Here is a 24939-nt window from a genome sequence, read left to right on the forward strand (position 1 = left end):
CACAAGGAGTGCGCCGTGATCCAGTCCGTCGACCGTGCGCTGCGCGTGCTGGCGGTCCTGCAGGGTGCGCGGCGGCGCAGCCTCGGCGAGATCGCGGCGGCCATGGGCCTCGCCCCGTCGACGGTGCACGGCATCGTCCGGACGCTGCTCGCGCACGGCATGGTCGTGCAGGAACGCGACACCGGCCTCTACCGCCTGGGCCCCGCGACGCTCAAGCTCGGCAACGTCTACCTGGACAACCTCGAGCTGCGGGCGCACGCGCAACCGTGGATCGCCGACCTCGCGGCGCAGACGGGGTGCGGGGTGCGGGTGGCCGTCCCGCTCGGGGGAGACGTCGTGGTGGTCGCCGCCGCGCCGACCCCCGACGAGGTGGGGATCGTGGTCCCGGCGCACGCCTGCGCGCTGGGCAAGGTCCTGCTGGCGTACGGGATGTGCACCGTGACGGACCCGCGTCCGATGACCGGCGAGACCCAGCTCCCCCCGCGGGACCTGGGCACGGTGCGCCGGACAGGTCTCGCGAACGAGGTCGAGGAGGCCGTCCTCGGCGAGTGCGGCGCGGCCTCACCCGTGGCGACCGCCGACGAGGTGTGCGGGGCGGTCGGGCTGGTCGTGCCCGCGGGCGCGTGGCCCCCGGCCCCCGCCACGCTCGACGCGCTGCGCCGCGCCGCCCGCGGGATCAGCCGGGAGCTGGGCGCGAGCAGCTGGCCGCCCCGGTTCGCCGAGGAGTCCGCGACGGCCTGAACTCCGGCGGCGCCGCTCAGCGCTGTGAGCGGCGGGCCGCGCGGTTCTGGGGCGGGCCGGTGCGGGGTGCGCTGCGCAGCTGGGGGCGGTTCTGCTGGTCCGCGTCGAACCGGGCGTAGGCGTCCACGATCTCGCCGACCAGGCGGTGGCGCACCACGTCCTGGCTGGTCAGCTCGGGGAACGCCACGTCGTCGACGCCGAACAGGATCTCCTGGACGACCTTGAGGCCGGAGCGGGTGTTGCCCGGCAGGTCGACCTGCGTGACGTCACCCGTCACGACGATCTTCGAGCCGAAACCGAGCCGGGTCAGGAACATCTTCATCTGCTCGGGCGTGGTGTTCTGCGCCTCGTCCAGGATGATGAACGCGTCGTTCAGCGTGCGGCCGCGCATGTAGGCGAGCGGCGCGACCTCGATCGTGCCCGCCGCGATCAGCTTCGGGATGGACTCGGGGTCGATCATGTCGTGCAGCGCGTCGTACAGCGGGCGCAGGTACGGGTCGATCTTCTCGTAGAGCGTGCCGGGCAGGTACCCGAGCCGCTCCCCCGCCTCGACCGCGGGCCGGGTCAGGATGATCCGGTTGACCTGCTTGGCCTGCAACGCCTGCACGGCCTTCGCCATGGCGAGGTACGTCTTGCCCGTACCGGCGGGGCCGATGCCGAAGACGATGGTGTGCGCGTCGATCGCGTCGACGTACCGCTTCTGGTTCAGCGTCTTCGGGCGGATCGTCTTCCCGCGCCGGGACACGATGTCCAGCGACAGCACCTCGGCGGGGGTCTCCCCCTGCAGCGCGGCGACCGCCGGGTCCGCCTCGCCGAGCATCTCGACGGTGCGGCGCACGGTGTCCGCGCCGACCTGCTGCCCCCGCGAGGCGAGGGTGATCAGCTCGGCGAAGACCCGCTCCGCGAACGCGACGTCCGCCGGGTCGCCGGTGAGGGTGAGCTCGTTGCCGCGCACGTGCACGTCCGCGGACAGGAGCTCCTCGGCGGTGCGCAGCGACTCGTCACGCGAGCCGAGCAGCGCGAGCAGCGCGGTGTCCGGGACTGCCATGCGGGACTGGACGGGGTCCGGCTGGGTCACGTGCTCTGGTCGCCTGCTTCCTGTCGTTCGCGAACCGAGGGGGCTCTGCGGTGATTCCGCCCGGATGTTACCGCCGCCCACCGACAGAAGACACGCGAGTAACCGCCTCCGCGCCGACGAGGAACGCGCCGCGGCGACCGGGGGGATGGCCACCGCGACGCGGCCGCGGGCGAACCCGGCGGCGTCCCCGAGCGGAGCCCGGGGATCCCGTGCTCACCAGGGGGGTGGGTGAGCCGGTGCTGACCCTAGCTCAGATGTTTGCGCAGTCACGAAGGCGGTGCTGCGTGGGCCCGGTCACACCACCGTGCGGACAGGGCTCCGATCGCGCCGAGGGCCACCGCCGCCGCGGTCGAGGCCCGCAGCACCTCCGGACCCAGCCGGACGGCCTTCGCACCCGCCGCGACCAGCAGGTCCAGCTCGTCGTCCGACACCCCGCCCTCGGGGCCCACGACCAGCAGCACGTCCCCGGAGACCGGCAGGTCCGTGGCCGCCAGCACGTCCGTGGCGGACTCGTGCAGCACCAGGATCGGACCGTCGTGCCGGGCGAGTCGCCGGGTGTCGACCGGCTCGCCCACCGCGGGCACCCACGGCCGCCGCGCCTGCTTGGCGGCCTCGCGCACGGTCGCCCGCCACCGGGCGAGCGCCTTGTCGCCGCGCGGGCCCTGCTCCCACTTCGCGACGCAGCGGGCCGCCCGCCACGGCAGGATCGCGTCGACCCCCGCCTCGGTGGCGGTCTCCACGGCGAGCTCGCCGCGGTCGCCCTTGACGAGCGCCTGGGCCAGCGTGATCCGCAGCGGCGGCGCGGGGTGGTGCTCGCGGGAGAGCACCGCGAACTCCACGGTGTCCCTGCCGACGGCCACCGCCTCGGCCCGGGCCAGCGCGCCCCGGCCGTCGGACAGCCGGACGGTCTCGCCCACCCGGATCCGCTTGACCGCGGCCGCGTGCCTGCCCTCCGGCCCGTCGAGGAGGACCCGCTCGCCCAGCTCGTCGACCAGGAACAACGCCTCGGTCACAGCGCCTCGGTCACGGGGTCGCGGAGCCGTTCGGGGGCTCGGTCATCGGCCTCACTGCCGGAACAGCCGACCGAACAGCCCGTGCCCGTTCTTCTGGGCCAGGTCCGGCTGCTCCTCGCCGCGCAGCTTCGCGAGCTGGCGCAACAGGTCGGTCTGCTCCTTGTCGAGCTTCGTCGGCACCGTGACCTCGACGTGCACGACCAGGTCGCCCTGGCCGTCGATCCGGCCGGTCGAGCGCAGCCGCGGCATCCCCTTGGCCCGCAGCGTGCGCAGCGTGCCGCTCTGGGTGCCCGGCTCGATGTGCAGGTCCTCGGTGGTCCCGTCGAGCATCGGCAGCGGCAGGGTCGCGCCGAGGGCCGCCGCGGTCATCGGCAGCGGCAGCCGGACGTGCAGGTCCGCACCCTCCCGCTGGAAGACCTCGTGCGGGATCTCCTCGACCTCGACGTAGAGGTCTCCGGCCGGACCGCCCCCCGAACCGACCTCGCCCTGCCCGGCCAGCCGGACGCGCATGCCGTCCGCCACGCCCGCCGGGATCCGGACGCCGACGCTGCGCCGCGCGCGCACCCGCCCGTCGCCCGCGCACTGCCGGCACGGGTCCGGGATGATCTCGCCGAGCCCGCGGCACTCGGGGCAGGGTCGCGAGGTGACGACCTGGCCCAGGAACGAGCGCTGCACGCTCTGCACCTCGCCGCGGCCCCCACACGTCGGGCAGCCCTGCGGGGAGGTCCCCGGGGCGCAGCCGTTCCCGCCGCACTGGTCGCACAGCACCGCCGTGTCCACGGTCAGCTCGCGCTGCACCCCCGTGGCGCACTCCTCGAGCGTGAGCTGCATCCGGATGAGCGCATCCGCCCCGGGCTGCACGCGGCTGCGCGGACCGCGCCCGCGCCCGCCGCCCGCACCGCCGAAGAAGGCGTCCATGATGTCGCCGAAACCGAAGGCGGAGAACGGGTCGCCCGCTCCGCCACCGCCGCCGCGGCCGTTGTCCAACGGGTCGCCGCCCAGATCGACGATCCGGCGCTTCTCCGGGTCGGTCAGCACCTCGTACGCCGTGCTGATCTCGGCGAAGCGCTCCTGCGCCGCCGGATCGGGGTTGACGTCCGGGTGCAACTCCCGGGCGAGCCGACGGTAGGCCCGCTTCAGTTCGGCGGCGTCCGCGCCCTGCTCGACGCCCAAGATGCCGTAGTAGTCGCGTGCCACCTGCTGGTTCCCCATGAATCCTTCTGCTCGTGTGCCCACCTAGCGTCCCGCCAGGATCTCACCGACGTATCGGGCGACGGCGTGCACCGCCGCCATGGTGCCCGGGTAGTCCATCCGCGTCGGCCCGACGACGCCCATCCCACCGACGACCGTGCCCGGCCCGTAGCCGATCGACACGACCGACGCGGTGTGCAGGTCCGCGGACTCGTTCTCCTCGCCGATCCGCACCGTGACCAGCCCCGGCTCGCGCGCGGCGGCCAACAGCTTGAGGACCACGACCTGCTCCTCCAGCGCCTCCAGCACCTGCCGCAGCGACCCCGGGAAGTCCGCCGTGCTGCGCGTGAGGTTGGCCGTGCCGCCCAGGACCAGGCGCTCCTCGGGATGCTCGACGAGCGTCTCGATCAGCACCGTGGACAGGGTCAGCACGACGTCCCGCAGCTCCGCGGGCGCGGAGTTCGGGAGCTCCGCCACCCGGGCCGAGGCCTCGGCCAGCCGCTGCCCCACCAACGCGCCGTTGATCATGCTGCGCAGCCGGGCGGTGTCCTCGTCGGTCACCACCTGGCCGAGGTCCACCATCCGCTGGTCCACCCGGCCGGAGTCGGTGATCAGCACCAGCATCAGCCGCGCGGGGGTCAGCTGGACGACCTCCAGGTGCCGGACCGTGGAACGGGTCAGCGTGGGGTACTGCACGACGGCGACCTGCCGGGTCAGCTGCGCGAGCAGCCGGACACTGCGGCGCAGCACGTCGTCCAGGTCGGTGGCGCCTTCGAGGAAGCTCTGCACGGCCTGGCGCTCGGCCTTGCTCAGCGGCTTGACCTGCGCGACCCGGTCCACGAAGAGCCGGTAGCCCTTGTCCGTGGGGATCCGGCCCGCGCTGGTGTGCGGCTGGGCGATCAGCCCCTCCTCCTCCAGCGCGGCCATGTCGTTGCGGACCGTCGCGGAGGAGACGCCGAGGTTGTGCCGATCCACGATCGCCTTGGAGCCCACCGGCTCCTGGGTCGAGACGTAGTCGGCCACGATGGCCTGCAGGACCGCGAAGCGGCGTTCGTCGGCATTCATCGCGGCTCCTCCCGGTCGTCGGTTTTCCAGTCTAGGTGCTCGGGTCGCGAGCGCGCTTGTGACTCTTGCGTCGGGTCGGCTCAAGGTTGGGACGGAGCTTGCGCAGTCGACCGTGCGCCCGGTGAGGTGGGCCGGTGCTGCTGCGCCAGGAGACGCTCGACGGGATCGCCGCAGGCCGGATCACCTGTGCCTTCCGGCGGTGGGAGCGCCCCCGGGTGGTGCCGGGGACGCGGATGCGGACCCGCATCGGCCTCGTCGAGGTGACGGGGGTGTCGCGGGTGGGTGTGTCCGCGCTGCGGGCGGCCGACGCGGCCGCGGCGGGCCAGACGCTGAAGGACCTGCGCGCGCTGCTCGCCCGCGGGACCGGCCCGGTGTGGCGGATCGAGCTGGTCGCGGCGGGCGAGGACCCGCGGGTCGCCCTGCGCGCGCAGCCGCTGACCCCCGACGAGCGGGACTCGGTCGCCGCGCGGCTGGCGCGGATGGACCGGGTGACGCCGTGGACCGCGGCGACGCTGGCCCTCATCGACGCCAGACCCGGCGTGCGGGCGCCCGACCTGGCCGCCGAGCTGGGTCGGGAGACCCTGCCGTTCAAGCGGGACGTGCGGAAGCTGAAGGAGCTGGGCCTGACCGAGTCACTGGAGGTCGGGTACCGGCTGTCCCCGCGCGGCGAGTCCTACCTGCGGGGAGGTGCCTGAGCGCGCGCCCTTTGCAGTGTCAGCGGATCCGCACGTTTGCTCTTGCACTGCCAGCGGATCTGCACGCTCGCTCTGGCACTGCCAGGGGATCTGCACCCTTGCCCTTGCACTGCCGGCCGATACGCACGGCCGCGCTTGCAGTGCCGGGCCGGTACGTACGCACGCCCGCCCTTTGCAGTGCCAGCGCATCCGCACCCCTCTCCGAAGTGCGCATCCGCCGACAGAGCCGCTCTGCCCGCGCATCCGCACACCCTCCGAAGTGCGCATCCGCCGACAGAGCGGCTCTACCCGCGCATCCGCACGCGCGCGCCGCGCGCCGCACGTGCGGATCCGCTGTCACTGCAAAGGGCGGGCGGGGGCACACCCGTTCTCCCGAAGCACCGCCGTTCCACCTCCCACCCGCCCTCCCCCCGCACCACCGTTGACCTCCCACGCGCTCTCCCGAAGCACCGCCGTTCACCTCCCACCCGCCCTCTCGGCACACCGGCGTTTCACCTCTCGCCCGCCAGGCTGGGCCGCGAGATGGGCGACTCCCGGGTGACGCGGCGGTGGGTGCTGGTGGGTGCCGGGACGGCGGTACTGCTCGGGGCGGCCGCGGTGACCCTGCCGGCGACGGCCTCGGCGGACCCGGAGGACCTCCGCACACGCATCCTGGCCGGGCTCCCACCCCACGTCGGGTACGCGGAGAGCACCGGGCGGCTCGGGTTGCCGGAGATCGCCGCGTTGGAGCAGGTCACAGCGCTGTTCACGAGTGTGACGCGGCTGCGTACCCGCTACGCCGGGCCGGAGGCCTGGCGGGTCGACGAGCTGACCCCGGCCGGCGAACGCGACACCTACCGGCTGGGCGGGCGGGAGTACGTCTGGGACTTCGGGGCGAACCAGCTCACCGTCGTCTCCGGGGAGACGCCCGTCCGGTTGCCGCGCGCCGCGGACCTCGTGCCCTCCGAGCTGGCCCGCAGGCTCACGAGCCTGACCCGCGCCGACCCCGTCTCCGCGCTCCCCGCGCGTCGGGTCGCGGGGTTCGACGCCGCGGGCCTCCGGATCACCCCGGCCGACCCGGACACCACCGTCGGCCGCATCGACGTGTGGTGCGACCCCGCGTCGGCCCTGCCCCTGCGGGTGGAGGTCGCCGCACGCGGCGCGGACCAGGCCCTGCTGTTCACCGAGTTCCGGGAGGTCTCCCTGAGCACGCCCGAGATCACCGTCCCCACGGCGCCGCCGGGCGCGGGCGAGGTGACCGCCGAGGCCGCGGACCTCGCCGGTGCGCTCCGCCAGCTCGACGCCGCCCCGCCCCCGCCGCGGCTCGCGGGCCGCGACCTCGTCCCGCTCGCGGGGGGCCTGCCCGGCGTCGGCGTCTACGGCGCGGGAGTGTCGGGGTTCGTGCTGGTCCCGGCCTCGCGCGGGATCGCGGACCGGGTGATCGACGGGGCGCCCGCCGCAGGCGGGACCGTGGTCGACGTGCCGGTCGGGCGGGCCGCGATCCTCACCACCCCGTTGCTGTCGGTCGCCGCGCGCGGCGGGATCCGGCGGGGCGGGGTGCTGGTGGCGGGCACCGTCGCGCCCGCGGTGCTGGACCAGGCGCTGCGCGAGCTCCCGGGGCGGCGACCGTGATCCTGGCCACCCGTGACCTCACCAAGCGGTTCGGCCGGGTCGTGGCCGTGTCCGGGGTGTCCCTGGAGGTCCCGCGCGGCGTCCGGTTCGGGCTGTTGGGGCCCAACGGGTCCGGCAAGACCACGCTGGTGCGGATGCTGCTCGGGCTGGTGCACGCGACGTCGGGCCACATCGAGGTGCTGGGCGAGCCCATGCCGAAGCGGGCGGCGACGGTCCTCCCGCGGGTCGGCGCGCTGGTGGAGGGTCCGGCCGCCTGGGGACACCTCTCGGGCCGCGCCAACCTCCGCCTGCTCGACGCGGCCGGGAGGGGCCGGGCCGGACGTCGCCGGGCCGACCGGGTCGACGAGGCCCTGGACCGGGTGGGGCTCGGCGGCGTGGACCGCCGCCCGGTCCGCGCCTACTCGCTCGGCATGCGCCAGCGCCTCGGCATCGCCGCGGCCATCCTGCGCGAGCCCGAGCTGCTGCTCCTCGACGAACCCACCAACGGCCTCGACCCCCGGGGCATCCAGGAGATGCGCGCCCTGCTCACCGACCTCAACGCAGCGGGCACCACGGTCGTCCTGTCCTCGCACCTGCTGACCGAGGTGGAGGCGCTGTGCACGGACGTCGGCGTCATGGACCGCGGGCGGCTCGCCCTGACCTCCTCGCTCGACGCGCTCCGCGCCCCGACCGGCCGGATCCTCGTCCGGACGCCCGACCCGGCGGGCGTCGTCGGCGTGCTCGACGGGCAGGTCCTCGGCCGCGCGGGTGAGCTCGTCACCGTGCGGGGGACGGACCCGGTGGCGGTCAACGCACAGCTGGTGGCGCGCGGGGTGCCGGTCAGCGGGCTGGTGCTGGAGCAGCGCAGCCTCGAACAGGTGGTGCTGGAGATCACCGGCGCGGGCAGCGACCGGGTGGACCGGGCTCGCTCGGAGGGGCCGCGATGATCCTCGTCGAGCTGCGGTTGATGCTGCGCAAGCGGCGGGTGTGGCTGTGTTGGCTGCTGCTGTGCGCGCTGCCGACGCTGGTCGCGGTCCTGCTCGCGACCACCCGGCTGGCGCCTCCCCCGGGCCGCGGCGGCGCGTTCCTGTCCGCCGTGGTGAGCAACGGGCAGATCTTCCCGGCGGCGGCGTTGGCGCTGGTCGTGCCGGTGTTCCTGCCGATCACGGTCGCCATCGTGGCCGGCGACACCATCGCCGGCGAGTCCTCGGCGGGGACCCTGCGCTATCTGCTGGTGCGCCCCGTCGGGCGGCTGCGCCTGCTGGTCGCGAAGCTCGTGTCGGTCGCGGTGTTCGTGCTGCTCGCGGTGCTGTTCGTGACGGTCGTGTCCTATGCCGTCGGCGTCGTGGCCTTCGGCTTCGGGCCCGACGCGTCGCTGGGCGGGGGCGGCGCGATCCCGTCGCTGTCCGGGGTGGAGCTGAGCCCGGCGGACGTCGTGTTCCGGACCGCCACCACCGTCGGCTACCTGGCGCTGTGCATGCTGGCGCTGGGCGCCGTCGGGCTGCTGTTCTCCACCCTCACCGACTCCCCGCTGGCGGCCGCGCTGGGGGTGTTGGCGCTGGTCGTGGCGAGTGCCGCGGTGCAACCGCTGGACGCCGCCGCGGCGATCGAGCCCTTCCTGCCGACCGCCCACTGGCTGGCCTGGATCGACCTCTTCCGCGACCCGATCCTCTGGGCGGACGTCCGCGAGGGCGCGCTCGTGCAGCTGGGGTACGTCGTCGTCGCGTTCGGCGCGGCCTGGGCCAACTTCTCCACCAAGGACGTCACGACGTGACGCAGCCGGCCCCGGTCAGGTCGGTGGGGGCCCGGTCGAGGCCGCGCAGGACCAGGCCCGCGACCGTGGGGTCCGTCGGCAGCTGGGAGTGGGTCACGCGCGCGCCGGGGCAGACCTGCTGGACCTCGACGTTCGTCGCCCCCGCGAACACCGCGGTCTCCGGCGGGGTGGACGTCTCGTCGTCCGCGGTGTAGATCGACAACCAGGGCAGGTCCGCCCCCACGCCCGCGATCTCGCGCAGCTCCGCCGAGCCGGGCGCCAGCTGGCGGCAGGCCTGCGGGCACGCGTCGGGCGCCTGGGTCGCGGCCTGCGCGGCGAGGGTGGTGCCGCCCAGCGGGGAGCCCAGGGTGACGACGCGGCGGGCCTTCGCCGCGCCGTCGTCCCTCGCCACCCACAGGCCGGCGACAACGCCCCCGGCGCTGTACCCGACGACGTCGACAGAGGGTGCACCCGCCGCGATCGCCGCGTCCGCGGCGTCGTCGAGTACCCGGACCTGGGCGCCGAGGTCGCCGGTGCCGTCGCCGACGAGGGTCAGCACCTCGGCGGTGCGCCCGGTCGCCTCGATCCGGGCCGCGAGCCGCAGCAGCCCGTCGCGGCCGCCGCCGTAGCCGGGCACCAGGAGCACGGTGCCGGGCCGGTCCGGCGCGGGCCGCGAGTCCGGGTCGACGGCCGGGCCGCCCGGGAGCAGCCGCACCCCGAGGACGACGGCCGCGAGCACCACGAGCCCGGCGAGGACCGCCGCCAGCATCCGCCGCCGCGGACTCATCGGTCCCCCCGAGGTCGGGTGCGGCGCAGCCCGCTCACGCGGGGGCGGTCTCGCTCGCGAGGAGCAGGTCCTGGACCACCCGATCGGCCAGCAGGCGGCCGCGGCGGGTGAGGATCGCGCGGCCCCCGCGCAGCTCCAGCAGGTCCGCGGCGGCGGCGCGGTCGGCCTCGGCGCGGGCGGGCGCGTCGAGCAGGTCCAGGTCGAGGCCCTCGGCCAGGCGCAGCCGGAGCATCACGCGCTCGGTGTGCTGCTCGGTGGGGGTGAGCACCTCGTGGTCGGCCTCGGGGTCGGCGGACTCGGCCAGGGCGGCGGCGTACCGGGCGGGGTGCTTGACGTTCCACCAGCGGCGCCCGGCCAGGTGGGAGTGGGCGCCGGGACCGACGCCCCACCAGTCCCCGTCGAGCCAGTAGCCGAGGTTGTGCCGACACCGGGCCCCGGCCGAGCTCGCCCAGTTCGAGACCTCGTACCACTGCAGGCCCGCCGCGGAGAGCAGGTCGTCGATGAGCTCGTAGCGCTCGGCGGCGACGTCGTCGTCCGGGGCCGGGAGCTCACCGCGCGCGACCTTGCGCGCCATGGCCGTGCCGTCCTCCACGATCAGCGAGTACGCCGACACGTGGTCCACGCCCGCCGACAGCACCGCCTCGACCGACCCGCGCAGGTCCGCCGTGGTCTCCCCGGGTGTGGCGTAGATCAGGTCGAGGTTGACGTGCGCGATCCCGGCGGCGCGGGCCTCGCGCGCGGCGTCGACGGCGCGGCCGGGTGTGTGCCGGCGGTCGAGGATCCGGAGCACGTGCGGGGCCGCCGACTGCATGCCCAGCGACACGCGTGTGTACCCGGCCTCGACGAGCCCGGCGAAGAACTCGGGCGAGGTCGACTCCGGGTTGGACTCGGTGGTGACCTCGGCGCCCGGCGCGAGGCCGAACTCGGACCGGATCGTGGCGAGCACCGCACCGAGGCGTTCGGCGCCGATCAGCGACGGCGTGCCGCCGCCGACGAACACGGTGTCGACGGCGCGGTCGCCCACGGTGGCGCGGGCCCGGGTGAGCTCGCGGCGGACCGCCTCCAGCCACGTGTCCGGCGAGGACCCGGATCCCTGCAGCTCGGAGGCGGTGTAGGTGTTGAAGTCGCAGTAGCCGCACCGGGACGCGCAGAACGGCACGTGCACGTAGATCCCGAACGGTGGCCTGCTCACCCCACCAGGCTACGGAACCGCGGCCGCCCGCAGCGGGCCGGTCAGCGGCCGAGCGCCCCCGCGCGGGCGCGCGCCTGCGCGGCCAGGTCCCGGGCATCCTGACGGCGGCGGTCCGCCTCGGCCCTGACCTGCGCCACCTCACGACGCACCTCGGCCCGGATCTGCGGCCCGAGCGCACGCGGATCGACCACGGCCGGCTCCTGCAGCGGCGCAGGCGGCTCGGTCGGTGCGGTCGGTGCGGTCGGTGCGGTCGGTGCGGTCGGTGCGGCCTGCGGGGCCGGCACGGCCGCCGGGGCCTGCGCGGCGGGGGGCGCCGCCTGCGGTGGTGCGGGCGGGTCGGCGGCCGGGCCGACACCCCCGGACCCGGTCGCCGCGGCGGCGCTCGCGGCGTGCGACGCGACCGGTCCCGGACCGTGCCCTGCCGAACCGCCGGAGAGCTCGGAGTCGCCTTCCGGCGCCGGGGCGGGCGGTACGGGGGCGGGCGTGATCGTCGGCACGGGGATCACCGGCGACGCCGTCGGCTCGGCGGGCAGCGCCACCGCAGCAGGCCGTTCGGTGCGCTCGTGCGCCACGATCGCCCATCCCGCCGCCCCGCCGATCCCGAGGATCCCCACGAGCGCGAGCACGGTCAGCAGCCCGCGCCGCGCGGTCCCGCGCTCGCCGGTGGCCTGCAGCAACGCGGCGACGGGCGTGCGTCCGCCTCCCGGTGTGTGCCGCGCCATGCCGCTCCGTCCGCTGCTGCGTTCACCCTGTCGGGCAGACCCTGACACAGCGATCGGACCAGCGCACTCCGCTCTTCGGGGGCGCTCGGAGTGGGCGGAACCCGTCAGCCGAAGAGCCCGGGGTCCAGTTCGTTCACCTTGACCAGCGGGCCGCCCGGTGCGCGGAGCTGCTGCTGCCTGCCGAAGCCCTCGTCGGTCACCGGGGCGACGAGCACCCGCGCCGGGCCGGGGTGTGAATCCACTCCCAGCATGCGGGCACGGGGTGGTGGGTCGTCCGGACAGCGTGGCACCCTGAACGGCATGTCTGCGCTCACCCTGCGCCTCGTGGCCCGGCGCCATGTGGACCTGCACCGGGTGAACAGCGCCCTCTGTCGGCGGTAGCAGTCCCCCACCGCCCCTCGTCGTCACCCGGCCCGGGCCGACTCCCGAACGTCGCGCCACCGTGCCTCGAGAGCCCTCAGGAGCTCCCCCACCATGTCTACGGAGACACCTGCCGCGACACCTGCCGCGCAGCCGAAGCGCAAGCGCGGCGAAGGTCAGTGGAAGCTCGGCCACCGCGAGCCACTGACCCCGAACGAGCGCACGAAGCGAGACGACGACGGGCTGAACGTCCGCGCACGCATCGAGAACATCTACGCCAAGCGCGGCTTCGACTCGATCGACCCTGGCGACCTGCGCGGGCGGTTCCGCTGGTGGGGGCTCTACACCCAGCGCAGGCCCGGGATCGACGGCGGCCGCACGGCCACTCTCGAGCCCGAGGAGCTCGACGACCGCTACTTCATGCTCCGCGTCCGCAGCGACGGCGGGGCGCTCACCACCGAGCAGCTGCGCGTGCTGGGTGAGATCTCCCAGCAGTACGCGCGGAACACCGCGGACATCACCGACCGGCAGAACATCCAGTACCACTGGATCGAGGTCGAGAGCATGCCCACGATCTGGCAGCGTCTGGAGGGCGTCGGGCTGCTGACGACCGAGGCGTGCGGCGACACCCCGCGCGTCATCCTCGGCTCCCCCGTGGCAGGCATCTCGGCGAGCCACCCCGTCGACCCCGAGCCCGCGATCCGCACCATCCTGGACCGCTACATCGGGTCGAAGGAGTTCTCGAACCTGCCCCGCAAGTTCAAGACGGCGATCTCCTGGGAGCAGGACGTCGCGCACGAGATCAACGACATCTCGTTCGTCGGCGTCGAGCACCCGGAGCACGGCCCCGGCTTCGACCTGTGGGTCGGCGGCGGCCTCTCCACCAACCCCAAGATCGCGACCCGGCTGGGCGCGTGGGTCCCGCTCGACGAGATCCCCGACGTGTGGGCGGGTGTCTGCGGGCTGTTCCGGGACTACGGCTACCGCAGGCTGCGCCACCGCGCCCGCATCAAGTTCCTGATCGCCGACTGGGGTGCGGAGAAGTTCCGTCAGGTGCTGCAGGACGAGTACCTGGGCCGGGAGCTGATCGACGGGCCCGCCCCCGTCACGCCCGATCGGCCCATCGACCACGTCGGCGTCCACAAGCAGAGGGACGGGCTGAACTACGTCGGCCTCGCGCCCGCGTCCGGCCGGGTGTCCGGCGACATCCTCGTCGCGCTGGCCAAGGCCGCCGAGTCCGCCGGGTCGCGCCGGGTGCGGCTGACCGCCCAGCAGAAGGTCGTCGTGCTCGACGTGCCCGACGCGGCCGTCGACGCCCTCGTCGCCGAGGCGGACGGGCTGGGCCTGCAGGCGAACCCCTCGCCGTGGCGGCGCGCGACCATGGCGTGCACCGGGATCGAGTTCTGCAAGCTCGCCATCGTCGAGACCAAGGAGCGGGCGATCCGGCTGGTCGCGGACCTGGAGGAGCGGCTCGCGGACATCCAGGGCGACATCGACACCCCGGTGTCGATCCACCTCAACGGCTGCCCCAACTCCTGCGCGCGCACCCAGGTCGCGGACATCGGGCTCAAGGGCATGATCGTCCAGGACGCCGAGAAGAAGTCCGTCGAGGGCTTCCAGGTGCACCTGGGCGGCGGCCTCGGGCTGGACGCCGGGTTCGGCCGCAAGCTGCGCGGCCTCAAGGTCACCAGCGCGGAGCTCGGCGAGTACGTCGAGCGCGTGGTGCGCCACTACATCGCCCAGCGCGAGCCGGGCGAGCGGTTCGCCCAGTGGGTGCTGCGCGCGGAGGAGGCGGACCTCAAGTGAGCTCGCGGGTCGTCCCCTACCACTGCCCGTACTGCGGCGAGGAAGATCTCTCCCCCGCCGAGCGTTCGGAGAGGGTGCCCGGTGCCGCCTGGTGGTGCGCCGCCTGCCTGCGCACCTTCGTGGTGACGTTCGTGGGCATCGGGGTACCGGAGGGAGCATCGTGAGCGTGCGTGAGCTGGCCGCACAGGGCGCCGAGGAGCTGGGCCCGAACGCGACGGCCGAGGAGGTCCTCGCCTGGGCGTCGGCGACCTTCGAGAAGCTGATCGTCGCCTCGAACATGCAGGACGCCGTCCTGGTGGACCTGGCCGCCCGGGCCCGCCCCGGCGTCGAGATCCTGTTCCTGGAGACCGGCTACCACTTCGCCGAGACGATCGGGACGCGGGACGCCGTCGAGCAGGTCTACGACGTGACCCTGGTCAACGCCCTGCCTGCGCAGACCGTGGCGGAGCAGGACGCGAGCGAGGGCAAGGACCTCTTCGCCCGCGACCCCAACCGCTGCTGCGCGCTGCGCAAGGTTGCCCCGCTCACCGACACCCTCGCGAAGTACGACGCGTGGGTCACCGGTGTCCGCCGCGTCGAGGCCCCCACCCGGGCGAACACCCCGCTCGTCACCTACGACGAGAAGTTCGACCTGGTGAAGATCAACCCGATCGCCGCCTGGAGCGACGACGAGATGGCGCAGTACATCGCCGACCACCAGATCCTGGTGAACCCGCTGGTGGACGCCGGGTACCCGAGCATCGGCTGCGCCCCCTGCACCGCCAAGCCCCTCCCCGGGGCGGACCCGCGCAGCGGCCGCTGGGCGGGCACCTCGAAGATCGAATGCGGGCTGCACCCCTCATGACCGTCGCCCTGGACGCGCTGGACGCGCTCGAATCCGAGTCCATCCACATCTTCCGCGAGGTCGCGGGTGAGTTCGACCGCCCGGTGATCCTCTTCTCCGGCGGCAAGGACTCCACGCTGCTGGTGCACCTCGCCGTCAAGGCGTTCGCGCCCGCCCCGGTGCCGTTCCCGCTGCTGCACGTCGACACCGGGCACAACTTCGACGAGGTCATCGACTTCCGGGACACGATCGTCGAGCGCCTGGGCCTGCGGCTCGAGGTCGCGAAGGTCCAGGACTACATCGACGACGGCAGGCTGGTCGAGCGGGCGGACGGCACCCGCAACCCGCTGCAGACCCAGCCCCTGCTCGACGCGATCGTCGAGAACCGGTTCGACGCCGTGTTCGGCGGCGGGCGCCGGGACGAGGAGCGGGCGCGCGCCAAGGAGCGGATCATGTCGCTCCGGGACGCGTTCGGCCGCTGGGACCCGCGCAAGCAGCGCCCCGAGCTGTGGAACCTCTACAACGGCAGGCACGCCGCGGGCGAGCACGTCCGGGTGTTCCCGATCTCCAACTGGACCGAGCTGGACGTCTGGCGCTACATCCAGCGCGAGGAGATCGAGCTGCCGTCGATCTACTACGCGCACCGGCGCGAGGTCTACAAGCGGGACGGCATGTGGCTGGCCGAGGGCCCGTGGGGCGGGCCGCGGCCGACCGAGACGGTGGAGAACCTCTCGGTCCGCTACCGGACGGTCGGCGACGGGTCCTGCACCGGCGCCGTCGAGAGCACGGCCACCACGCTGGACGAGATCATCGCCGAGGTCACCGCCTCCCGGCTCACCGAACGCGGCGCCACCCGCGCGGACGACCGTCTGTCCGAGGCCGCCATGGAAGACCGCAAGCGCGAGGGGTACTTCTAGAGATGAGCAAGGACCTTCTCCGGTTCGCGACGGCAGGCTCGGTCGACGACGGCAAGTCCACCCTGGTCGGGCGGCTGCTCTACGACACCAAGTCCGTGCTGGCCGACCAGATCGAGGCGGTGCAGCGCGCGTCGGTCGACAAGGGGCTGTCCACGCCTGACCTCTCGCTGCTGGTCGACGGCCTGCGCGCCGAGCGCGAGCAGGGCATCACGATCGACGTCGCCTACCGGTACTTCAGCACCCCGACCCGCGAGTTCGTGCTCGCGGACACCCCCGGGCACGTCCAGTACACCCGCAACACGGTGACCGGCGCGTCCACCGCCGAGCTCGCCGTGCTGCTGGTGGACGCCCGCCACGGGATCGTCGAGCAGACCCGGCGGCACGCCACGGTGCTGGCGCTGCTGCGGGTGCCGCGGGTCGTCCTCGCGATCAACAAGATCGACCTCGTCGGGTACGACGAGGAGACGCTGCAGACCATCGCGAAGGAGTTCGGCGCGCTGGCCCGCTCGCTCGGCTTCGCCGACGACGCCGTGCAGACGATCCCGGTGTCGGCGCTCGTCGGGGACAACGTGGTCGACCGCTCTCCACACACCTCCTGGTACGAGGGGCCGACCCTGCTCGAGCACCTCGAGTCCGTCCCCGTCGTCGGGCCCGAGGTGGCCAAGCCCTTCCGCATGCCGGTGCAGTACGTGATCCGCCCGCGTCGTGCCGATGCGCGCTCCGCTGACGCTCCGCGCTGGGGGGAGCTGCACGACTACCGCGGTTACGCCGGCCAGGTCGCCGCCGGTGTAGTGCGCCCGGGAGACGCCGTCACCGTGCTCCCCGAGGGCCGCGCCACCACGGTGACCCACGTGGACACCGCGGACGGGCCGCTGGACTCCGCGGGCGCGGGCCGGTCGGTGACGATCCGGCTGGCGGACGACATCGACATCTCGCGCGGCGACATGCTCGTCGCCACCGGGAGCGAGCCGACCGTCACCACCGAGATCGCCGCGACGCTGTGCTGGCTGGGTGACCGGCCGCTGCGGCCCGGCGCCCGGCTGCTGCTCAAGCACGGCACCCGCACCACCCCGGTGATGGTGGGTGCGCCGGAGGCGCGGCTCGACACCGAGACGCTCACCGAGGTGCCCGCCGAGACGTTGGAGCTCAACGACATCGGCCGGGTCACCGTCCGCACCGCGGACGCCCTCCCGGTCGACGAGTACGCGGACGTCCGGGCGACCGGCAGCTTCCTGCTGATCGACCCGCCGAGCGGCAACACCGTGGCCGCGGGCCTCATCGGCACCCCGCTGGCGCTGTCCTGACGATGCGGCCCCCGCCGGACTCGCGAGTCCCCCGTCCCGGACACGCGAGTCCGCCGGTCCGGACACGCGAGTCCGACATCGCGCCCGTCCTCGTCCCCGTCGCGCACGGGAGTCGGGACCCGCGCTCCGCGACGACCGTGCGGGCGCTCGTGGACGAGGTGCGCGGTCGGGCGCCGGGGCTGGACGTGCGGCCCGCGTTCCTGGACTTCGACCAGCCCTCGGTGACCGATGTGCTCGCCGGGCTCGACCGGCCCGCCGTCGTGGTGCCGCTGCTGCTGGGCTCGGCCTACCACGCCCGGGTCGACATCCCGGGGATCGTCGCCGGGTTCCCGCACGTGCGGGTCGCGGACGTGCTCGGGCCGGACCCGCGGCTGCTCGCGGTCGCGACGGACCGGCTCGCCTCTCTCGGGGTCGCCCCGGGGGACCCGGGTCTGGGGATCGTGCTTGCGGGGACCGGATCGAGCCACTCCCCGGCCAACGCCGTCGTGCACCGGTTGGCCGCCCGGCTGGGCGGCGTCGCGGCGTTCGCGACGGCCGAGCCGCGGGTCCCCGAGGCGATCGCGGGCCTGCGGGCGCGGGGGGCCGAGCGGGTCGTCGTCGCCTCCTGGTTCCTCGCCGCCGGGCGCCTGCTGGACCGGGTCCAGGCCCAGGCGGGGGACGACGTGCCGGTCGCGGATCCGTTGGGCCCGGACCCGCGGATCGCGGAGCTGGTGCTGGAGCGGTTCGCCGCGCACGCCCTCCGGACGGCCGCCTGAGCCGGTCCGAGCGGGGCTACGCGGCCGCGGTGGCGGTCTGCGCCACCGCCCGGAGCACGGCACGGGCTACGGCGTCGTTGTAGCGCAGGCTCTGGGCGTTCATCCCGGGGCGGGTGAAGGCCCCCGCCGCCTTGACCGTGGTGTGCGGACCCACCGCGAACCGGCGCTCGTGGGGCACGCCCGCGGCGTCCAGCACCGCGCCGTCGCGCGGCCGGACCTCCAACAGCCCGGTGCGCCGCAGCTCGGTGCCGTCCGCGGCGACCAGCACCTGCTCGCGCGCGCCACCCGCCGCGAGCAGGCCCGCCAGCAGCGGGTCCGCGGTGCGGTCGAGGCTGGGATCGGCCAGGCGGGCGTCGATCAGGATGGTCGAGCGCACCTCGTCCGGGACGGCCGCGCTGGTGGCGCGGAACCCGGCGTCGTCGATCGTGACGTCCATGCCGGGGCCGAGGAAGCGCAGGTAGCCGGCCTCGGACAAGGCCAGGATCTGCTCCACGCGGAAGCCGGGCGGGCCGGAGGCGACCGAGTTGAAGAAGCTCTGCCACCGCGGCACGTCCCGGGTCACCGACTCGGGCGCGACCTCCGGCTGCACGCGCATGAGCTCGCCGTAGACGCTGAGCATGGCGGTGAACGCGCCCAGGTGCGGGGTGTGCCGCTCGTCCCGGTGCTGTCGGAGGTCCTGGGCGATGCGCGCGCGGACCTTCGGCTGCAGCGCCGCGAGCGACTCCGCCTCGAGGCCTGCGAACGGCGAGTTCAACGCGGCGAAGTCGATGCGGTCCACCGGGTCCGGCACCGCGGCGGCGAGGAACTCCGCCATCTCGGTGCTGCCCCACGCCAGCTCGGTGAAGCGGGCGAGGAACGCCGCCCAGGACACCGTGACCAGCTCGGGGTGGCCGTTGACCAGCTCGTGGTACCAGCCGAAGGCGATCTCCTTGGCCATCAGCGGGAGGAGGTCGCGGGCGATGTCCAGCGGGCGGGGCAGCGCGTCGGTGACCGCGGGGGTCAGGAAGTGCGGCGTCGGCGGGCGGCCCGCACGCAGCCCGTACTCGGGCTTGGCGTGGTAGGGCGCCCCGCGCGGCGACCCCGCGACCAAGACCGGCTCCCGCCCCGACGGCACGTACCGGCCGTTCTCGAAACGCCCGCCGCGGCCCTCGAACAGCAGCACCACGAGGTCGACGAAGGCGAGGCCCAGACCCCGTGCGAGCACCGTCTCCCCCGGCTCGACGATCGACAGGTCCGTGTCCGTGGTCTGCTCCGGCGGGATGTAGCGCAGCCCGCGCTCGCGCGCCTGCGCCAGCAGCGCCCGCTCGGCCGGAGCCGGGGTGGCGTCCAGGTGGCCCGAGGCGAGCACCACGGCGTCGACGGTCAGCGGGGGCTTCCCGTCGAGGGTGACCACCTGCCGGTCCCCCCGGTCGGTGAGCCCGGTCGCGGCGACGGGGTGCACGTGCACCGTGACCTGCGGCGGGAGCCCCGCGACGACGTCTCGCAGCACCCGGGTCAGGTACCGGCTCTGCAGTCGCCTGCTCGGGAAGGTCGCCGGCGTGACGGCGCGCAGCTCGGCCACCATGTCTGCGGGCCAGCCGGTCACGTCCGGCCCCGCCTGCGCCCAGTCCCAGAACGACGGGCCGGGCACGATCGGCCCGTCGCAGACCACCGACTCGTCCGTCCACATGGTGACGTCCGCGGCCATGGAGTTCATCGCGAGCAGGGGCGACTGCGCGTCCCGCCAGATCCGCCCGGCACCCGCCGGGTGCGGGTCGACCAGGTGGACCTCGAGCGTGCCGGTCCGCAGCTCGGGCGTGCTGGCCGAGATCCGCTCCAGGATCCCGACCCCGCGCGGGCCGGCGCCGATGATCGCGATGGTTGCCACGGGACGTCCTCTCTCCGAAGGGCTGACGGGAGACGGACGGGGACTAGAGCGCGGCGGCGGTACGGCACAGGTCGACGTGGCGGCGCAGCGCCGGCCAGGTCGAGCGTGCCTTGTCCATCCCCTGACGGTAGCGCCGCGACCCCCTCGGCGCATTCCCTTGCGGCCGCGATCACCTCGTGCTCGTCGGGACGCCGGAGACGGTCGCCCCCGCAGCCCGACCCACCCCACCCGTGCGCGGCGATAGTCGCTCCGGCGACTATCGCCGCGCACGAGGTCAGAGCTCGGCCGCCGCCGGGACGACCTCGCGGCCGAGCACCCGCAGGGGCTCGATCTCGTGGACGTTCGCGATCATGCCGTGCACGTGCTGCACACCCAGCTTGGCCAGGCCCTTCAGGTCCTCGACGGTGCCGGCCGGGTTGGTCGCGTCGAAGCGGTACATGACCGTCTTCTCGATCTCGGCGTAGTCGCGGCCGACCTCGTCGCAACGCTGCTTGAGCACGTCGAGCTTGTGCGACAGCTCCGGGCCCGCGAACAGGTTGCAGGCCTGCGCGTACTGCGCGACGAGGCGCAGCGTCTTCTGCTCGCCGCCGCCCCCGATCAGGATCGGCGGGTGCGGGCGGGACAGCGCCTGCGGCGAGTTCATGGTGCGGTCGAGGGAGTAGTGCGTGCCGCGGTAGGGGCCCTCGTCCTCGCCCCACATCTGCAGGCAGATCTGCAGGGTCTCCTCCAGCCGCTCGAAGCGCTCCTTCGTCGGCGGGAAGAACAGGCCGAGTCCCTTGGACTCCTCCTCGTTCCACGCCGCGCCGATGCCGAGCATCGCCCGGCCCTTCGACAGGACGTCGAGCGTCGTGACGATCTTCGCCAGGAGCCCGGGGTCGCGGTAGGTCACCGCGGTGACCCAGGCCAGCAGCTGGACGCGCTCGGTGCGGGCGGCCAGGTAGCCCAGCGCCGTGTAGGCCTCGAGCATGTCGTTCTCGATCGGCCCGACCGGCCCGATCTGGAACACGTGGTCCATCACGCTGACCCGCGCGAAGCCCTCCTCCTCGGCCGCGACCGCGATCCGGGTGAGGTCGTCGGCCAGGCCCGCGGGCCCGCTGGGATAGGTGAAGTCTGCGATGTGGACTCCGAGTTTCACCGTCTACTCCTCGTAATCGGAACGTCCTCCGTTTACGACGGTACTCCTCCCCCGCGGTCCCGGCCCGACCACCGGTCACCCGCTCCGGTCGAGGTCGTGCGTGGCGAGTGGTGCTCTGGCACCACTCGCCACGCACGGGCGCGTCAGCGCAGGGCGGCCCGCACGGCGTCCGCGGCCTGGTCGACGATCTCGCGCGCCCTGTCGACGACCCCGCCCATCTGGAGGAAGCCGTGGATCATGCCGTCGACGGGCAGCAGGGTCGCGTCGACCCCCGCCTGCCGGAGCCTCCCCGCGTACGCGGCGCCCTGGTCGCGCAGGGGGTCGAACTCCGCGGTGATCACCAGCGCGGGCGGCAGGCCGGAGAGGTCCTCGGTCAGCGCGGGCGAGACGCGCGGGTCGAGACCCTCGTCGGGCGAGCTGAGGTAGCAGCCCAGGAACCACTCGATCCACGCCCGGGACAGCAGCGGGCCGAGGGCGTTCTCGGTCATCGAGGGGCTGTCGTCGAAGCGGTCCACGGCCGGGTAGACCAGCAGCTGGAACCGCAGCGCGGGACCGCCGCGCTGCTTCGCCAGCTGGGCCACGACCGCCGACAGGTTGCCCCCCGCCGAGTCCCCGCCCACGGCGAGCCTGGTCGGGTCGCCGCCGTAGTCGCCGATCTTCTCGGCGACCCAGGTCAGGGCGGCGTAGGAGTCGTCGACCGCGGCCGGGAAGCGGTGCTCGGGCGCCAGCCGGTAGTCGACGGCGACCACCAGCGCCCCGGACCGGGCGGCGATCGTCCGGCACAGCCCGTCGTGGCTGTCCAGGTCGCCGATGACCCAGCCGCCGCCGTGGTAGTAGACGAGGACCGGCAGCGGCCCCTGCGTGTCGGAGCCCGGCGGCGTGTAGATCCGGACCGGGACGTCCCCGGCGGAGACGTCCTGCACCGTCGGCAGCTCGACGGGCGGGCCCGCCAACCCGGCGAACTCGGCGATCATGGCTCGGTTCTCGGCGACCGTCATCGACTCGGGCGCCTTGGCGCCCTGCTCCGCCAGCTGCGCGAGCAGGGCCTGGATCTGGGGGTCGAGGGGCATCAGCGGGGTCCTCTCAGGAACGGGAGCACGTGCTCGACCCGAGCGAACCGGGCACCCGCCCCCACCGGCCTCGTCGCCGGCGACACACCCAGTCTGGCGATCGCCGGCGCCGCCGTGTACCCCCGATCTGCGGCATGCTCGGGTCATGGCACGACGCTTCGAGTACAAGGTGGTCCAGCTCCGCGAGGGGCTCATCGGCGGCAAGCTGTCCGACTCCAAGCTGGAGAAGATCCTCAACAGCGAGGCGGACGACGGCTGGCAGCTCAAGGCGATCACGAGCGCGGACGTCAAGGGACGGGTCGGGCCGGGTGGGGTCGACGGGCTGCTGGTGACGTTCGAACGGCCCGTCGGGTAGTCCGGTGGCCACCGTCGAGGACGTCCACGAGCTCGCCCGGGCCATGCCCCACGTGACCTGGGACGAGCGCGTGTACCAGGTGGGTGGGAAGTCGTTCGTGTTCTTCCGGACCCCTCGGCCGGACGCCCTGGACCCGGAGACCGGCGAGCGGCTCACCGACGTGATCGTGTTCTGGGTGGCGGGCGAGGAGGACAAGCTCGCCCTGCTCGCCCAGGAGCCGTTCTTCACCACCACGCACTTCGACGGGCACCCGTCGGTCCTGGTCCGCTCCTCCCGGCTGGGCGAGCTCGGCCGGGAGGAGCTGGCCGAGGTGGTGCAGGACGCCTGGCTCGCGCGCGCGTCACCCGCCCGCGCCCGGAGGTGGCTGGCGGAGCAGGGCCTGGGCGATCAGCTCGAGTAGCACCGCCGGGTCGTTCGTGCTGCCGAGGGCGCCGTGGGCCACCGCCTCGTCGTCGTGGGCCGGGTCGGCCGAGCCCGAGTAGAGGACGAAGGGCGTCCGGACCCCGTCGGCCCGGAGCCGGTCGAGCAGGTCGTAGCCCGCCGTGGACGACTCCGGGCGCGCCATGTCGGAGACGATCACGTCGAACGGCGCGGACCGCAGGACCGCGTTCAGCGCGGCGTCCGTGGAGACGGCCTGCTCGACGACCATGCCGAGCCGGGTCAGCGCAGCGCACTCGAACCGGTTGCCGCTGGGCCGGTCGTCCACCCACAGCACCCGGGGCGGGGTGGGCCGGGCGGCGAGGGCGTCCGCGTCCGCGTCGACCCGGGAGCGCGCGGCCTCGGGGGCCAGCGGGGTCGCCTTGTCCTGCGCGGCGCTCTGCAGCGCGGTCGCGGCGGCCGCCCGGGCGGCCGTGCTGATCTGCACGCCGCCCGCCTTCACCGACACGGTCCCGCTCGTCAGCAGCGTCCCGAGCGGCGTGCGGAACGTCCACAGCACGAAGGCGACGACGGCGGGCCAGACCAGCACGCCGAGTCCCTGCACGACGACCGAGGCGATGTCCACACGGCCAGGCTCGCCGGGCGCCCGGTCCGGGTTACGCTCCGGCGCGTGACCGAGCTCGTGCACCGCGACACCGCCGACGGCGTCGCGACCCTCACCCTCGACTCCCCCGCCAACCGCAACGCGCTCTCCGCGCAGCTGCGCCGCGAGCTGATCGACCATCTCGACGCGGCGATCGCCGACCCCGCGGCCCGGGTGATCGTGCTGACGCACACCGGCACCGTGTTCTGCGCGGGCATGGACCTCAAGGAGAGCCGCGGGGCGAGCGCCGAGCAGCAGGGCATCACCGAGGTCCCCCGGATCCTGGAGACGATCTGGACCTCGCCGACCCCCGTCGTCGCGAAGCTGCACGGTCCGGCCCGCGCGGGCGGGGTGGGGATCGTGGCGGCCTGCGACATCGCCGTGGCCGCCGAGAGCGCCACCTTCGCGTTCACGGAGGTCCGGATCGGGGTGGTCCCGGCGGTGATCTCGGTGACCGTCCTGCCCCGGCTCAGTCCCCGTGCGGCACAGGAGCTCTTCCTCACCGGCGAGACGTTCGACGCCGCCCGCGCGGTGGAGATCGGGTTGTTGACCCGCGCGGCCGCGGACGTCGACGCCGAGGTGGCGCGCTACCTGGACATGCTGCGGCTGGGCGCCCCGTCGGCCCTCGCCGGGGCGAAGCAGCTGCTGACCCGGGAGCGGCCCGCGTCGATGTCCGAGGACTTCGCGCAGATGAACGCCCTGTCCGCGCGCTACTTCGCGGGCGAGGAGGGCCAGGAGGGCATCCGGTCGTTCGCCGAGAAGCGCAAGCCGTCCTGGGCGACCTAAGCTGGGCGGGTGCAGGCGCAGCTCGACCGGGTTCTCGACGTGCTGGCCGGGCGCCCGCTCGTCGCGTTGACCGGGGCCGGGCTCTCCACCGACTCCGGCATCCCCGACTACCGCGGCCCCGGCTCGCCGCTGCGCCGCCCGATGACCTACGGCGAGTTCGTGTCCGGGCCCGTGGCCCAGCGCCGCTACTGGGCGCGCAGCCACATCGGCTGGGCCCGCATGCGCCGGGCCACCCCGAACCCCGGACACCGCGCACTGGCGGTGCTGGAGGAGCGCGGCACGCTGCGCGGCCTGATCACCCAGAACGTCGACGGCCTCCACGAGGAGGCGGGCAGCCGGGACGTGATCGACCTGCACGGCCGCATCTCCGACGTGATCTGCCTGTCCTGCAAGGAGATCACCTCGAGGGCGGTGCTGCAGGAGCGGTTCGAGGAGGCCAATCCCGGGTTCGCGGCGTCCGTCGGCCCGGAGATCGAGACGGCCCCCGACGGCGACGTGCTCCTCGAGCGCACCGAGCACTTCCGCCTGGTCCCCTGCCTGCGCTGCGGCGGCGCCCTGAAGCCGGACGTCGTGTTCTTCGGCGAGAACGTGCCGCGTGAGCGGGTGGAGCGGTCCTACGCCCTGGTCGACGGGCTGGTCGGCGGCGGGGCGCTGCTGGTGGCGGGCTCGTCCCTGACGGTCATGTCCGGCCTGCGCTTCGTCAAGCACGCCGCCAAGCACGGGGTGCCGGTGGTGATCGTCAACCGCGGCGAGACCCGCGGTGACCCGCACGCCGTGCTGCGCGTCCACGCCGGCACCTCCGAGGTCCTGTCCGCCCTCGCGGGTGCCGATGGCGCCGCCGTGGACGCCACCCGGATCCCGGAGTGGCGCGACCTCGCCCCCTGACCGTCCGACTCGCGTGTCCCACGCGGGG

General features: G+C 74.2%; 27 protein-coding genes. 14 read left to right on the forward strand and 13 right to left on the reverse strand.

Annotation, left to right across the window (positions count from 1 at the left end; all coding sequences use genetic code 11):
* The first annotated feature begins 15 nt into the window (after positions 1-15).
* On the forward strand, positions 16-741 hold the full coding sequence (locus BLS43_RS26275) for an IclR family transcriptional regulator (RefSeq protein ID WP_093089384.1): 726 nt from the start codon (positions 16-18) through the stop codon (positions 739-741).
* Positions 742-757: 16 nt separating this feature from the next.
* Here BLS43_RS26275 and BLS43_RS26280 read toward each other — a convergent pair whose 3' ends face one another.
* The 4 genes from BLS43_RS26280 to hrcA form a co-directional block, all read right to left on the reverse strand.
* On the reverse strand, positions 758-1789 hold the full coding sequence (locus BLS43_RS26280) for a PhoH family protein (RefSeq protein ID WP_093089434.1): 1032 nt from the start codon (positions 1787-1789) through the stop codon (positions 758-760).
* Positions 1790-2085: 296 nt separating this feature from the next.
* Positions 2086-2832, reverse strand: coding sequence for a 16S rRNA (uracil(1498)-N(3))-methyltransferase (locus BLS43_RS26285; RefSeq protein ID WP_093089385.1), 747 nt, complete (start codon positions 2830-2832; stop codon positions 2086-2088).
* Between the two features lie 51 nt (positions 2833-2883).
* Positions 2884-4029 carry a molecular chaperone DnaJ gene (dnaJ, locus tag BLS43_RS26290; RefSeq protein WP_093089435.1) on the reverse strand — a complete coding sequence of 382 codons (1146 nt, stop codon included), beginning with the start codon at positions 4027-4029 and terminating at the stop codon, positions 2884-2886.
* Positions 4030-4068: 39 nt separating this feature from the next.
* Positions 4069-5088: a heat-inducible transcriptional repressor HrcA gene (hrcA, locus tag BLS43_RS26295; protein WP_093089386.1), complete on the reverse strand. Its 1020-nt coding sequence runs from the start codon at positions 5086-5088 to the stop codon at positions 4069-4071.
* Positions 5089-5222: 134 nt separating this feature from the next.
* Between hrcA and BLS43_RS26300 the strand changes: the two genes are divergently transcribed.
* The 4 genes from BLS43_RS26300 to BLS43_RS26315 all read left to right on the forward strand — a co-directional run bounded on the left by BLS43_RS26300 (position 5223) and on the right by BLS43_RS26315 (position 9147).
* Positions 5223-5783, forward strand: coding sequence for a hypothetical protein (locus tag BLS43_RS26300; RefSeq protein WP_093089387.1), 561 nt, complete (start codon positions 5223-5225; stop codon positions 5781-5783).
* Between the two features lie 522 nt (positions 5784-6305).
* Positions 6306-7394: a LolA-like protein gene (locus BLS43_RS26305; RefSeq protein ID WP_093089388.1), complete on the forward strand. Its 1089-nt coding sequence runs from the start codon at positions 6306-6308 to the stop codon at positions 7392-7394.
* Positions 7391-8320, forward strand: coding sequence for an ABC transporter ATP-binding protein (locus BLS43_RS26310; protein WP_245707835.1), 930 nt, complete (start codon positions 7391-7393; stop codon positions 8318-8320). Before BLS43_RS26305 ends, BLS43_RS26310 begins: the two co-directional genes overlap by 4 nt.
* Positions 8317-9147 carry an ABC transporter permease gene (locus BLS43_RS26315; RefSeq protein ID WP_093089389.1) on the forward strand — a complete coding sequence of 277 codons (831 nt, stop codon included), beginning with the start codon at positions 8317-8319 and terminating at the stop codon, positions 9145-9147. The genes BLS43_RS26310 and BLS43_RS26315 overlap by 4 nt, the downstream gene beginning before the upstream one ends.
* Here the strand turns inward: BLS43_RS26315 and BLS43_RS26320 are convergent.
* From BLS43_RS26320 to BLS43_RS30250, 4 genes are all read right to left on the reverse strand, one after another.
* Complete coding sequence (locus BLS43_RS26320) at positions 9137-9913, reverse strand: esterase/lipase family protein (RefSeq protein ID WP_093089390.1); 777 nt, start codon at positions 9911-9913, stop codon at positions 9137-9139. The two genes, BLS43_RS26315 and BLS43_RS26320, sit on opposite strands and share 11 nt — an antisense overlap.
* A gap of 34 nt (positions 9914-9947) precedes the next feature.
* Positions 9948-11105, reverse strand: a complete 1158-nt coding sequence (hemW, locus tag BLS43_RS26325) for a radical SAM family heme chaperone HemW (RefSeq protein WP_093089391.1) — start codon at positions 11103-11105, stop codon at positions 9948-9950.
* Positions 11106-11146: 41 nt separating this feature from the next.
* Entirely contained in the window at positions 11147-11827 is a 681-nt protein-coding gene (locus tag BLS43_RS26330) for a hypothetical protein (RefSeq protein ID WP_093089392.1), read from the reverse strand.
* 104 nt (positions 11828-11931) lie between these two features.
* Positions 11932-12078: a hypothetical protein gene (locus tag BLS43_RS30250; RefSeq protein WP_176921559.1), complete on the reverse strand. Its 147-nt coding sequence runs from the start codon at positions 12076-12078 to the stop codon at positions 11932-11934.
* Positions 12079-12301: 223 nt separating this feature from the next.
* Between BLS43_RS30250 and BLS43_RS26335 the strand changes: the two genes are divergently transcribed.
* Complete coding sequence (locus BLS43_RS26335) at positions 12302-13993, forward strand: nitrite/sulfite reductase (RefSeq protein ID WP_093089393.1); 1692 nt, start codon at positions 12302-12304, stop codon at positions 13991-13993.
* Between the two features lie 16 nt (positions 13994-14009).
* Here BLS43_RS26335 and BLS43_RS31910 read toward each other — a convergent pair whose 3' ends face one another.
* Positions 14010-14132, reverse strand: a complete 123-nt coding sequence (locus tag BLS43_RS31910; protein ID WP_342741208.1) for a hypothetical protein — start codon at positions 14130-14132, stop codon at positions 14010-14012.
* A gap of 27 nt (positions 14133-14159) precedes the next feature.
* On the opposite strand from BLS43_RS31910, the gene BLS43_RS26345 reads away from it, so the two are divergent.
* The 4 genes from BLS43_RS26345 (at position 14160) to BLS43_RS26360 (ending at position 17792) form a co-directional block, all read left to right on the forward strand.
* Entirely contained in the window at positions 14160-14837 is a 678-nt protein-coding gene (locus BLS43_RS26345) for a phosphoadenylyl-sulfate reductase (protein ID WP_245707844.1), read from the forward strand.
* A complete protein-coding gene (cysD, locus tag BLS43_RS26350; RefSeq protein WP_176921560.1) occupies positions 14834-15733 on the forward strand; it encodes a sulfate adenylyltransferase subunit CysD in 900 nt (299 codons plus the stop codon). The genes BLS43_RS26345 and cysD overlap by 4 nt, the downstream gene beginning before the upstream one ends.
* A 2-nt stretch (positions 15734-15735) precedes the next feature.
* Positions 15736-17037 carry a sulfate adenylyltransferase subunit 1 gene (locus BLS43_RS26355; protein WP_093089396.1) on the forward strand — a complete coding sequence of 434 codons (1302 nt, stop codon included), beginning with the start codon at positions 15736-15738 and terminating at the stop codon, positions 17035-17037.
* A gap of 77 nt (positions 17038-17114) precedes the next feature.
* Positions 17115-17792 (forward strand): sirohydrochlorin chelatase, encoded by a 678-nt coding sequence (locus tag BLS43_RS26360; protein WP_093089438.1) that lies wholly within the window; start codon positions 17115-17117, stop codon positions 17790-17792.
* A 16-nt stretch (positions 17793-17808) separates the two neighbouring features.
* Here the strand turns inward: BLS43_RS26360 and BLS43_RS26365 are convergent, their stop codons facing one another.
* The 3 genes from BLS43_RS26365 to BLS43_RS26375 all read right to left on the reverse strand — a co-directional run bounded on the left by BLS43_RS26365 (position 17809) and on the right by BLS43_RS26375 (position 21864).
* On the reverse strand, positions 17809-19659 hold the full coding sequence (locus tag BLS43_RS26365) for an FAD/NAD(P)-binding protein (RefSeq protein ID WP_245707836.1): 1851 nt from the start codon (positions 19657-19659) through the stop codon (positions 17809-17811).
* A 274-nt stretch (positions 19660-19933) separates the two neighbouring features.
* A complete protein-coding gene (locus tag BLS43_RS26370; RefSeq protein WP_093089398.1) occupies positions 19934-20794 on the reverse strand; it encodes an LLM class F420-dependent oxidoreductase in 861 nt (286 codons plus the stop codon).
* A gap of 143 nt (positions 20795-20937) precedes the next feature.
* Positions 20938-21864: an alpha/beta hydrolase gene (locus tag BLS43_RS26375; protein WP_093089399.1), complete on the reverse strand. Its 927-nt coding sequence runs from the start codon at positions 21862-21864 to the stop codon at positions 20938-20940.
* Positions 21865-22009: 145 nt separating this feature from the next.
* Here BLS43_RS26375 and BLS43_RS26380 point away from each other — a divergent pair, with 145 nt between their 5' ends.
* Together BLS43_RS26380 and BLS43_RS26385 are read left to right on the forward strand one after the other, a co-directional pair.
* Positions 22010-22219: a DUF4177 domain-containing protein gene (locus BLS43_RS26380; protein WP_093089400.1), complete on the forward strand. Its 210-nt coding sequence runs from the start codon at positions 22010-22012 to the stop codon at positions 22217-22219.
* A 4-nt stretch (positions 22220-22223) separates the two neighbouring features.
* Entirely contained in the window at positions 22224-22619 is a 396-nt protein-coding gene (locus tag BLS43_RS26385) for an MmcQ/YjbR family DNA-binding protein (protein WP_245707838.1), read from the forward strand.
* Here BLS43_RS26385 and BLS43_RS26390 read toward each other — a convergent pair.
* On the reverse strand, positions 22560-23222 hold the full coding sequence (locus BLS43_RS26390; protein WP_176921562.1) for a response regulator: 663 nt from the start codon (positions 23220-23222) through the stop codon (positions 22560-22562). The two genes, BLS43_RS26385 and BLS43_RS26390, sit on opposite strands and share 60 nt — an antisense overlap.
* Before the next feature lie 45 nt (positions 23223-23267).
* Between BLS43_RS26390 and BLS43_RS26395 the strand changes: the two genes are divergently transcribed.
* Both BLS43_RS26395 and BLS43_RS26400 read left to right on the forward strand, forming a co-directional pair.
* Positions 23268-24026 carry an enoyl-CoA hydratase family protein gene (locus BLS43_RS26395; RefSeq protein WP_093089401.1) on the forward strand — a complete coding sequence of 253 codons (759 nt, stop codon included), beginning with the start codon at positions 23268-23270 and terminating at the stop codon, positions 24024-24026.
* Between the two features lie 9 nt (positions 24027-24035).
* The gene (locus BLS43_RS26400; protein ID WP_093089402.1) at positions 24036-24911 is read left to right on the forward strand and encodes a Sir2 family NAD-dependent protein deacetylase; all 876 of its coding nucleotides are present in this window, start codon (positions 24036-24038) and stop codon (positions 24909-24911) included.
* The last annotated feature ends 28 nt before the right edge of the window (positions 24912-24939 follow it).

The sequence above is a fragment of the Pseudonocardia oroxyli genome, assembly GCF_900102195.1.
Lineage (GTDB): Bacteria > Actinomycetota > Actinomycetes > Mycobacteriales > Pseudonocardiaceae > Pseudonocardia > Pseudonocardia oroxyli.